The organism is Bacilli bacterium (assembly GCA_036381315.1).
GTDB lineage: Bacteria > Bacillota > Bacilli > Paenibacillales > KCTC-25726 > DASVDB01.
Genome location: DASVDB010000035.1, coordinates 1 through 11,299, shown reverse-complemented (window position 1 = coordinate 11,299; position 11,299 = coordinate 1). Strand labels below are relative to the sequence as shown.

The following is an 11,299-nucleotide window of genomic DNA, read 5'->3' as shown; positions in this document are numbered from 1 at the left end:
CTATGTTGGATAATCTCCGCAAAAGGATCTGTTTTATCAATATAGGGGACAAATGACTGATAAATTTTTCCCCAAAAGGTTTGCGGGGATATCGGATAAACCTCATCAAACCACCAACCGCCGTAAAACGCGCCATTGTGGTCGATCATATGGAAATGCAAGTCGCCGTTTTTCGTAATGATCAAATTTTCAAAGTTGCTCGTCCGATCAAAATTGCAGATCCAATGATCAAACAAGATCATCGCGGCGCCTTCCGCCCTGTTTTTGCATTGGGAAATAAATTTTTCATTAAGACTGATTTTTAGCGTTGGGTACAAATACCGGCTGCCGTAATACAAACCGCCCACAATCCTGTTTGCCTGCATTTCCGGCACACGATCGATTAGCTGCTCGGGGATTTCAATGATGATCCCGGGCGCGATCGGCAGTTGCAGCAAGCATCCTAACCGGTACGCCAGCCATTCGCAAACCTGAACGGTTGTATCGACGAATTTTACTCCGCCCTTCACGACATAAAGCTCCCCGTCTTCCCCTTCCACAATGAACGGTTTTGTCGAACCGGTGGCCAACGCCTTGACGAATTGCACCGCCTTCAGCGCCATTGATCATTCGCTGCCTAACTTTTTGCAAGAAGCCTTTTGGCGGAACAGCATTCCCTTGTTTTGCGCCCTTATATCTTCCGGTTCCCGGCTTTCTAACGAATCAAACGTATAAGCCTCCTCCCATGAGGAAAAATCTCCTGTGAAGTCGCGCATGCGACAAGTCCTCCTTTTCAACAAAAATCCCATAAATTCGTTCTCGCGGAAAAACCACGACGGGTGAGACGCATCGTATATTTCCCGGAGAATTATACGGACACTCGGCCGTAACTCATCCGCAAAACCACGGTCGGCATTTCGGCTTGCAACCTTTAAGCGTGAAATCCCGGCCGGCTTACGGCCTTTTTCGCTTGGGATCTCTGCCGGTTCACCGGCTTGCAACTTCGTATTAGGGTGTTTTCAGCTCTAACGGACGTGACAGAGGCTATTTGGGGGTTTTCGCCCGGTTTTCAAGTTTAACGGTCGCAGGCGCGCCTATTTAAGCACTTTGTGCGGTATTCAGACAAAAAAACGGCGAATAGCCGCTCAAGCGTCCGTTAAAATTTTGGCCCGGCCTTTTTTCGGCAAATAGCCTCCGCTGCGTCCGTTAGCACCGGGCGGGTGGGTACCTCTGAAAATCGCCGTTCATTTTCTACTTCTCACTATATGACGTTTCCTATTGCCGGTTTGGACAATCCGGCAATTAGTTGAGTAACGTGCGTAACGTTCATACGCCGTGGCGAAATCATACTGTCCACGTAAACTGATAACGGAACAACGCTTGTATATCAATGGAGGTATGTTACGCGGCTTTCATTATGTCGATGATGCGGTGGAAGCTTCGGTTGACATCCGGCTGGGCGCCGCAGGTTTCCCTTGGACAAGGGTTGCGGCGGACAATCCGATTTGTGCTTGCAAACCGGAAGCATGATGAGGTGTCTCGCAAATAAAGGTTCCTTTTTTTGGCTAAGAGCCATGGAATCGGGAGCTTGCACGCGAGCTGCCGGAACTTGTCGGGACGCCAATCTGGATTTTGATTATGGTAATACGGAAAACTTTTGGGAGGTTCATGCATGAAGATTATATGGGATGGCGTGTTTAACGACTATTCGTCTATCGGGATCATCTCGCATCATTTTACCAGGCATCTTCTTAAGCTCGGGCACACAGTTTATGTGCGGCCTTGGGAAGGCAGCGATTCGCACACGATTCCGCAAGGATGCACCATTCACCGTGGCGAACGGGCGGATATCTCCATTCGCTCCTGCGATCCGTTCTCCGCATTGCTCGGAAATCATTTTGCAGAAGACGGCACCGCCCGCTTCCATGTGCCGCTTTTGTATTTTGACAAGGGCATATTGCCGGATGAAAAAGTGGCGGAAATCAACAACAACTTGCCGTATTTGCTGACCGTCTCCGATTTTACCCGCAATCTGCTGATCTTCAACGGAGTAAAGGCGAAAATTTTTGTCGTGCCGTTGGGCTATGATGAAACCGAATCGCAGGACATTGACATATACCAAAAGGAACAGGAACGTTTGGTTCTGATTTATGCCGGATATTTGGGGGGATTCCGCAAGGGCCTGGATTTGCTCATCAATGTTTTTAACGATCAGTTTGCGGACGACGAGCGCGTTCATCTGATTATCAAATCCGATTGCTGGGATTATGCCGCAAATGCCGGTAATATGGAGGTTGTGACGGAGATTCTCGATCGCAAAGAATGGTACCGTTTGCTGGCCCGCGCTCATTATTTTATCGCCCCGGCCCGCATGGAGTCTTTCGGCATGATCGGGCTGGAGGCTGCCTCTGTGGGAACATCGCTCATTTATCCGCTTAATTCCGCCTATGCTTGCTACGGGCTGAATATGCCCTACTCGCACATGATGACGAGCGGATACTGGAAAATACGGGACGGCGGCAATGGAAACGAACTCTATTGGGAAGTTACGCCGGAAGAAATCGCGCTTATGATTGAATATCTTTGCGAAACGAATGCGCAACGGTTTAATCCCGCGGCGGTGCAAAACTATGCGAGGGAATATACCTGGTCGAAGGTTACCCGGATATTGGCCGATACGCTGCAGTCGATTTTGGAGGGTTAAGGTTGCGCCAAGTGTTAGTCACATAATGGGAAACGGACGTGACAGTGGCTATTTGGGGTTTTACGCCCGGCTTCTAAATTTAAATTTTTGTCCAGCCTTTTTTCGGCAATTAGCCTCTGCTGCGTCCGTTAGCGTTGCGTGGGGATGTAGGGGTAACGCTCGCGATGCAGGGAGGGAACTCACGTTTTTGCGCAGTGCGGGAAGGCGAGGAAGGCGATTCACCTGTTTTTGCGTTGCGCTGCAAGGCAATCGGCTACCTCGCGGAAGGACTCGGTTCGCTAATTGTCGCGATACTGGCGAGTAAACGCAAATAGACCGCTCCCGTGGAAAGGTATGCGGTCAAATGCAAACTGTTAACTATTCGACAACAGTATTTTTCATTATTTAAAAATAAACCACTCCTTTGTTTGTATTTGCTTTCCCAATAAAGTCGTGGTCTTTGTACATATGATGTAAAGTTGTCCCGCCCGGCTCACGACACCTTGTGCTCGATGCGCAATTTATCCGCCACCATCGCGATAAATTCGCTGTTCGTCGGTTTCGCCTTGCTGATGTTGATCGTGTAGCCGAACAGATGGCTGATCGAATCGATATTGCCGCGCGTCCAGGCGACTTCAATGGCATGACGGATGGCGCGCTCGACGCGGGAAGGCGTCGTTTTGTACTTTTCGGCGATGGCCGGATACAGGGTTTTGGTAATGGCGCCCAAAATCTCGATGTTGGTGTAAACCATCGTGATTGCTTCGCGCAAATACTGGTATCCCTTGATATGCGCCGGCACGCCGATTTCGTGAATGATGCTGGTGATGTTGGCGTCGAGATTTCGGCCTTTGGCAATCGGCACGACGTTGCGCACTGGCGCTCCTGCCGTGGTTGCGGCTTGCGGCGAAATCAATTGGCGAATCCGGTTAGCCAGAACTTCCATGTCGAATGGCTTGAGAATGTAATAAGATGCGCCCAGTTGAACCGCTTTTTGCGTAATGTTTTCTTGCCCGAACGCAGTCAGCATGATGATTTTCGGCTGCGGCGACAAATTCATTGCTTTCAACCGTTCCAAAACGCCCAGCCCGTCAAGGTGGGGCATAATAATGTCAAGAATCAGCACATCGGGAATTTTGCGTTCTTCTTCGATCAAGCGAAGCACCTCGTCGCCATTATAAGCGACGCCAATCACGTCCATGTCGTCTTGCGCGGCCAGGTATTCCGAAAGCAAATTGGTAAATTCCCTGTTGTCGTCTGCGAGCAATACTTGAGTCCTGTACAACTTAAAATTCCTCCTTTGGTACGTTTCATATACAATTTTTTTGGAAAATTCCCCCTTTTACGATTTCGACACATAATCATAAAATCCTTCTGTCGAAAAATATTTTTATCATATTTTTGTAAATTTTCCATATTCGTCTTTTTTCGTTGTTATTCGTCATTTTCCGCAACCGCGGAAAAGGAGCTTAAGGTTACCCAACCTTAAGCTCCCGATTGGCGCCGCTTTTCAGCAAGATGCCGGCGTCCTGCAGCATCCATTCAATGTAGCAGCCGTATCCCGATTTCGGATCGTTGATTAGCACATGCGTTACGGCCCCGACAATTTTGCCGTCCTGGATAATCGGGCTGCCGCTCATGCCCTGCACAATGCCTCCGGTTTTGTTGAGCAGCCGCGGATCCGTTATCCGGATAACGATGCCTCTTGTTGTCGGTGTGTTTTGTCTGGACGTATGCACGATTTCAATATCAAACTTCTCCACCTTTTGCCCGTCGATAACCGTCAAGATTTGCGCCGGTCCATTATGGACGTCTTCGGCAAACGCCACGGGAAGCGCTTCGCGGTATGCCGCATTGCCGGGGGGGTGGTACATTTTCCCGAATATGCCGAATTGCGTGTTCTTCTCGATATTGCCGAGCACTTTTTGGTCATTGAACAGATGGGCGCGTTTTTCCCCGGGGCTGCCGTTTTGGCTTTTGGAAATCGAAGTAACGCTGGAATTTAATATTTCTCCTCCGCCGGGTATGATCGGCGTATGCGTATCAAGATCGGTAATAATGTGCCCCAACGCTCCGTAAATGCCATGTTCCGGGGCATAGAAGGTCAGGGTGCCGACCCCGGCAGCCGAATCGCGAATGTACACGCCGAGCCGATAAACGCGCTCCTCCATGTCCAAAGCGGGGCGGATGCGGCGTTCAATTTCCGTGCCGTTGCGCAGAATCGTCAGCTTCATTTCGCCGTTTCTTTTGCCGGCGGCATTGACCAAGTCGGCGACTTTCGCGACGTCGTTAATCCGGACGCCGTCCACTTTCGTGATTAAATCGCCCAACCGAACATCCGCCTGCTCGGCCGGAGAAGTTTTTTGTCCTTGCCCAACCGTAACCAGATGATGCCCGACAACCAAAATTCCTGCCGATTTAATCTTTACGCCGATTGTCTGTCCGCCAGGTATGACTTTCAGGTCGGGAATGACGTTGACTTTCAGTGTTTTGATGGGTATTGCGCCGAAAAGCCTTACGCTCATTTCCGTCTTCCCGGCTTGTAGCGATTGTAATGCGAGCGGTTCATGCAAATCGACTTGAAGGGAATGCTTTACCTTTCCGTTGATCGCGACGATGTCGAGATCTTTTACCGTTACCTGGGCGTTTACCGGCATTGTAAAATGCAACTGTTTGCTTTGTCCGGAAAACAGCCGCAGCTCGCTTGGCAGCGATGCGTAAGACTGAAAAGACGGCGTCAAACAAATTGACCAGAGGAAAAAGACAAGCATAAGTCCGATCATTCTTCTGACTGCACTTAAACCCAAGCACATCACGCTCCCTCACGCCTCATTCGCCTGACGAGAAAGGTGGTCGCCAATTGCGTACCTTTAAGTTAACCGTGCCTTAACCGTTTTATGATGAAAACTAATGCTTGTTCTCGTCGGTTTTGGAAAGGAAGGAACGATCGTTGCCAAATCTTTTTATCGGTTCCCTATCTTTTCTTTGGCCATGCGCAGCATTTCACTTGCATGATGCAGCGTCGTTTCGGTTATTTCCACACCGCCCAGCATGCGGGCCAATTCCTGCACGCGGCCCTGCTCGGATAAAGGTTCCACGCGCGTATACGTTCTGTCGCCCGACACTTCTTTAAGGATCAGGAAATGTTGGTCCGCCGCGCACGCTACCTGGGGCAAGTGCGTGATGCAAAATACCTGAAATCCTTTGGCCAAATCCGCCAGTTTTTCCGCAATCGCCTGCGCAGCCCGGCCGCTAACGCCGGTATCGACCTCATCGAATACCAGCACGGGGATTGACTCCATGCCGGCAAAGATCGTCTTCAGCGCCAGCATAATCCGGGACAATTCCCCGCCCGAGGCGATTTTGCTTAAACTTTTCAAAGGTTCTCCCGGGTTCGCGGAAATGAGAAACTCAACGCTATCCCAACCGTCTTGCGAAAATTTTACCGCCGTTCCGTTCACGTTTACGCCGCCCGGTTCCTCAATGCGGGTTATGTGCACGGCAAATCCGGCCTTTTCCATTTGCAGATCGCGAAGCTGTGCGATAATGTCCTTGCTCAAATTCGCGGCCGCGTTTTTGCGCAACGCCGACAAACGTTCCGCCGCGTTAGCCAAATCCGCAAGCTCGCGGGCGGATCGTTCTTCGAGTTGGCGAATCCGTTCATCTTTATTTTCAATCATGTCAAGTTCTTTGGCGGTTTTATCATAATGCTCCAAAATGGCCGCGATCGACCCGCCGTATTTTCGTTTTAGCCCGTAGATCGTATTTAACCGTTCTTCAATTTGCTCTAAACGTTCGGGGTTAAACTCCAGATTTTCCCGATAATCGCGCAATTGAAATGCGGCATCCTCCAACTGGTAGTACGCGTTTTGCAGTTGTTCCAACAGCGGCATGAGCGCGCCTTTGTCAAATTCAGCCGCCGCTTCTACCTGCGCCATTGCCTGCGCCGCGGCCTCAAGCGCGCGCCCGTTTCCGTTCAATGTGTCGTAGGCGCCGGCGATAGCGGCGGCCAATTTCTCCGCATTAGCCAGTTTGCGCTTTTCTTCGGCCAGCAATTCGTCTTCGCCGATTTTTAAACCGGCGGCGGCGATTTCTTCACATTGAAACCGGTACAAATCGGCCATTTGCAGCCCTTGCATCGCTGCCGTGCGCAAATGCGCGAGTTCTTTCGCCGTTTCGGCATATGCGCGATACAGCGACCGGTATTTCTCCTTCGCGGCGGACAAATCGGGCCCGCCATAATTGTCGAGCAATTCAATATGCCGTTCCGTTTTCAGGAGCGACTGGTGTTCATGCTGGCCGTGAATATTGACCATGCGTTCGCCGATTTCGCGCAACATCGCCAAATTGACCATTTGTCCGTTGACTCTGGCGGAGCTTTTGCCTTGCGCGGTGACTTCCCGCCGAATGATCAGCAATTCATCCGGGCTTGCCGGAATGCCGAGGCGTGCAAGCTCTTCCCATACGGGATGCGCTTTAGCACATTCAAACGACGCTTCAATTTCCGCTTTTTCGCATCCAAAACGAACCAGATCGGCGGAACCGCGGGCGCCGGCAATCAAGCCGAGCGCGTCGATAATGATCGATTTGCCCGCCCCCGTCTCGCCTGTCAAAACATGAAACCCATGCGAAAACCGCAGCTGGACGGATTCGATTACAGCCAAATTGCGAATGGACAATTCCTTCAGCATGAACGCAAATCCTCCTTCAAAACAGGCGCCGCGTTTTAAGCCAACAGCGCGTGAATTTGTTCAACCAAGCGTGCGCTTTGCTCCTTTGTTCGGCATATCAGCAAAATGGTATCGTCGCCGCAAATCGTCCCCAACAGTTCCGGCCATTCCAAATTGTCAAGCAGTACGCCGATCGTGTTGGCGGTGCCCGGCCAACATTTCAGGACAACAAGGTTTTCCGCGTAATCGATTTGCACGAAATGGTCCTGCAAAGCCCGTTTCAACTTTTGCACAGGATTGTAACGCTGGTCCGTGGGCAAAGAATATTTGTATTTTCCGGCATCCACCGGCACTTTAATCAAATGCAGTTCCTTGATGTCGCGGGAAACCGTCGCCTGCGTAACGGGAAAGCCCGCGGCGCGCAGCGCTTCCACCAATTCATCCTGCGTTTCGATTTCGTTGTTTGTAATAATTTCGCGGATTTTGATCTGCCTTTTCCCTTTCATGCGTTACCTCCCGAATTTGTTTTCCAAATCCAGAACCACCTTCATTTTGCGGATGCGCTGTTCGGCAAGGTCAACATACAGCAAACCGGATACTTGCTCGAACAACAAAAAATAAGGCAGCAGCTTATCGCGAATGCCGCTGCCTGTCCATTCAATCGGCATTCGCTCGCGCGATACTTTCACGACGAACAATTCATGGCCGTCTCTTGCGAAATAATCGATATAGTACCTGCTGCCAAGCGTTTTCTCGTCCAGTTGAATTTCGATCGGCACCCGATATTTCCCGGCAATGACATCATAGCCGCTTTGCCTGAGCAATTGTACGGCCGCATCGTGCTCATGGAATTCCTCCGCCGGAACCGGCAAACGCGGGCTGACAGGTTTGTACAGCCACAATTTGAGCCGGTACAGCCCCAAAAGCGCAAAACCAATCACGATGGCGACAAGCACGAATGTTTCTCCGCCAGCCACGATCGATTCACCCCCGCATGTTTATATACGGTGAGCCCTGCTTTCGATATATTCGCGATTGGTTCCGGTTTTCCTTTTTTCTTCAGTTTTCCCCTTTGCCGAAAGTTTTGCCGGCCTCCGCCACCGTGGCCGCAATCGTTTGGTCAAAGTGCTCCGCTGACGGTTCAGCGTGAGCTAACGCCGGTTGTCCGAATTGCCAGAAAGCAAGAAATTCAATGTTGCCTTCGCCCCCGGTAATCGGGGAAAAAGTGAGCCCTTGCAGTTTAAATCCAAGCTCCGCCGCAAACGTTAAAATGTCGCGCAAAACCGCTTCGTGCACGCGCCGGTCGCGGACGACTCCGGATTTGCCGATCTGGTTTCTGCCCGCTTCAAACTGCGGCTTGATCAAAGCGACAACTTCCCCGTTCCGATCGGCAAACAACTTCTTGAGCGTTGGCAAAATGAGCTTCAGCGAAATAAAGGAAACATCGATGGCGGCGAATTGCGGCAGCGGGCCGGTCAGGTCTGACGCTTGCAAATAACGGAAATTGGTGCGTTCCATTACGCAAACTCGCGGATTTGTGCGCAAGCTCCAGTCCAGTTGATTCGTGCCGACGTCGATGGCGTACACATAAGCGGCGCCGTTTTGCAGCGCGCAGTCCGTAAAGCCGCCGGTGGAGGCGCCGATATCGAGCATGACTTTACCGGTCAAATCGATGGAAAACGCCCGCAGCGCCTTGGCAAGTTTCAAGCCTCCCCTGCCGACGTAAGGGTGCGGCGCGCCCTTGACATGAATGGCCGCGTCCCGGTCAATTTTCATGCCGGCTTTTTCAATCCGTTCCGTCCCGACATAGACCAGCCCCGCCATAACGGCGGCTTTTGCTTTTTCCCGGCTGGGGAAAAATGCCTGTTCCACCAGCAGCACATCGATTCGTTCTTTGCTTTTCGCCATTGTACCTAGCTCCCGTTCATACTCGGGCCCGATTGCCGCGGCATGAGAGCGCGCATTTCGGCCAGCACCCGTTGAAGCGTAAGGCCCGCTTCACGCAATTGGTCCTGAATGCTTCCGTGTTCGACAAACCTGTCCGGGATGCCCATCGGCTTGATTCGCATTCCGTAGATGCCCTTTTGCGCGTAAAATTCCATGACCGCCCCGCCAAAGCCGCCGGATAGACTGCTTTCCTCCAGCGTCAGCAAATTTGCGCCTTGCTCGGCGAAATGAAGCAGCATTTCTTCGTCAAGCGGCTTGATAAAGCGAGCGTTGACAACGGCAACGATCATTCCGTCCCTGTTTAGCCGGTCCGCCGCCGCCAGCGCCAATTGCACCATATGGGGGCCGACCGCAAGGATGGCCGCGCCGGTTTTTGCGCCATCCGGCCTAATCAGCATCTCCCACTTGCCGATCAGAATTTTTTTCAGCTGTTGATCCGGTTTGACGCCTAGCCCCGCCGCCCGCGGATAACGCACGGCAACCGGTCCCGCTGCAAAAGAAACCGCCGTATACAGCATATGCCGCAGTTCGTTTTCATCTTTCGGCATCATGATTGTCATGTTGGGGATATGACGTAAAAAAGGGATGTCAAATACGCCCTGGTGCGTTTCGCCGTCGGGACCGACCAAACCGGCCCGGTCAATCGCCAAAACGACAGGCAAATTTTGCCGGCAAATATCGTGGACAATCTGGTCGTACGCCCGTTGGGCAAACGTGGAATAAACGGCGAAGACGGGCTTCATTCCGGCGAGCGCCAGCGCGCCGCTTAACGTTGCCGCATGCTGTTCCGCAATTCCCACATCAATCATGCGCTCGGGAAACGTTTCGGCAAACGGGATGAGCCCCGAGCCTCCCGGCATGGCCGGCGTGATCGCCATGATGCGTTCGTCGCGCCGCGCCAATTCCAGCAACGTTTCGCCGAATACCTCGGTATAAGTCGGAGGGCTTGTTTTTTTCGGAAAATCGCCGGATTCGATCTTGTATGCGCCGACGCCATGCCATTTGTGCGCGTCATTCTCGGCATGGATAAAACCTTTTCCTTTCACGGTAACGACATGCACCAGCACAGGCCCGCCCACGTTATCCGCTTGCCTGAACGTTTCAATCAGCTGCTCTAGATGATGCCCGTCAACCGGACCGAAATATGTAAAACCAAGTTCTTCAAACAGCACGCCCGTAACGACCAGATATTTCAGGCTGTCCTTCAATTTCTCCGCAGTCTTCGCCAGCTTGCCGCCGATATGCGGAATTTTCTTCAGCAAATATTCAATTTCTTCTTTCGCTTTGCGGTATGTTTTGTCCGCGCGAATCCGGCTTAAGTAATTGTGCAGCGCGCCGACATTGGGCGCGATCGACATTTCATTGTCGTTTAGCACGACGAGCAAATTTCGCTTCTCATGGCCGATATGATTCAGCGCCTCCAGCGCCATTCCGCCGGTCAAGGCGCCGTCTCCGATCACCGCGATCACTTTGTGGTTTTCGCCTTTGGCGTCGCGGGCGATCGCCATGCCCAGCGCCGCTGATAGCGAAGTGCTCGAATGTCCGGCTTCCCAGACGTCATGCTCGCTTTCGCGGCGCTTTAAAAAGCCGCTCAACCCTTTGTACTGGCGCAGCGTGGCAAATTCGTCCTTGCGGCCGGTCAAAATTTTATGTATGTATCCCTGGTGGCCCACATCGAAAATGATTTTATCCTGCGGGCTATTATATAAGTAATGCAGGGCAATCGTCAGCTCCACGACGCCCAGATTCGGCGCCAAATGGCCCCCGGTCGCCGAAAGCCTGGCGATTAAAAACTGCCGGATCTCATAAGCGAGTGTTTCCAGATCGCGAATGGGCAATTTTTTCAAATCGTCAGGCCGGCTGATGCGTTCAAGCACGTTTGTCGCCCCGCCTTCCCGTTTTATCTTTCTTTCTTTCTCCGGCAAATATGCGAAGGCCAAAGCGGCGTTCCAGCACAGCGAAAAATTTCCCGATGATGAGCATGATCTTGGTGGCATGATGGATGGAATACGATTTGCCA

At 51.8% G+C, this 11,299-nt stretch carries 9 protein-coding genes; 1 reads left to right on the top strand and 8 read right to left on the bottom strand.

Translation table 11 applies throughout. From position 1 onward, the window contains the following. Positions 1–602, bottom strand: a 602-nt coding sequence (locus tag VF260_02775) for a HipA family kinase (protein HEX7056111.1), incomplete at its 3' end; no start/stop codon positions are given. 1,049 nt (positions 603–1,651) lie between these two features. Here VF260_02775 and VF260_02770 point away from each other — a divergent pair. Further along, positions 1,652–2,683: a glycosyltransferase family 4 protein gene (locus VF260_02770; protein HEX7056110.1), complete on the top strand. Its 1,032-nt coding sequence runs from the start codon at positions 1,652–1,654 to the stop codon at positions 2,681–2,683. A gap of 472 nt (positions 2,684–3,155) precedes the next feature. On the opposite strand, the gene spo0A is transcribed toward VF260_02770, so the two are convergent. The 7 genes from spo0A to dxs form a co-directional block, all read right to left on the bottom strand. Then, a complete protein-coding gene (gene spo0A, locus VF260_02765) occupies positions 3,156–3,947 on the bottom strand; it encodes a sporulation transcription factor Spo0A (GenBank protein ID HEX7056109.1) in 792 nt (263 codons plus the stop codon). Between the two features lie 190 nt (positions 3,948–4,137). Continuing rightward, the gene (gene spoIVB, locus VF260_02760) at positions 4,138–5,445 is read right to left on the bottom strand and encodes a SpoIVB peptidase (protein HEX7056108.1); all 1,308 of its coding nucleotides are present in this window, start codon (positions 5,443–5,445) and stop codon (positions 4,138–4,140) included. Positions 5,446–5,625: 180 nt separating this feature from the next. Next, the gene (recN, locus tag VF260_02755; protein HEX7056107.1) at positions 5,626–7,353 is read right to left on the bottom strand and encodes a DNA repair protein RecN; all 1,728 of its coding nucleotides are present in this window, start codon (positions 7,351–7,353) and stop codon (positions 5,626–5,628) included. Between the two features lie 35 nt (positions 7,354–7,388). Then, positions 7,389–7,838, bottom strand: a complete 450-nt coding sequence (argR, locus tag VF260_02750) for a transcriptional regulator ArgR (GenBank protein HEX7056106.1) — start codon at positions 7,836–7,838, stop codon at positions 7,389–7,391. A 3-nt stretch (positions 7,839–7,841) separates the two neighbouring features. Then, entirely contained in the window at positions 7,842–8,309 is a 468-nt protein-coding gene (locus VF260_02745) for a hypothetical protein (protein HEX7056105.1), read from the bottom strand. Positions 8,310–8,391: 82 nt separating this feature from the next. Then, positions 8,392–9,240 carry a TlyA family RNA methyltransferase gene (locus tag VF260_02740; protein ID HEX7056104.1) on the bottom strand — a complete coding sequence of 283 codons (849 nt, stop codon included), beginning with the start codon at positions 9,238–9,240 and terminating at the stop codon, positions 8,392–8,394. Between the two features lie 5 nt (positions 9,241–9,245). Continuing rightward, a complete protein-coding gene (gene dxs / locus VF260_02735; GenBank protein HEX7056103.1) occupies positions 9,246–11,156 on the bottom strand; it encodes a 1-deoxy-D-xylulose-5-phosphate synthase in 1,911 nt (636 codons plus the stop codon). Positions 11,157–11,299 lie beyond the last annotated feature (143 nt).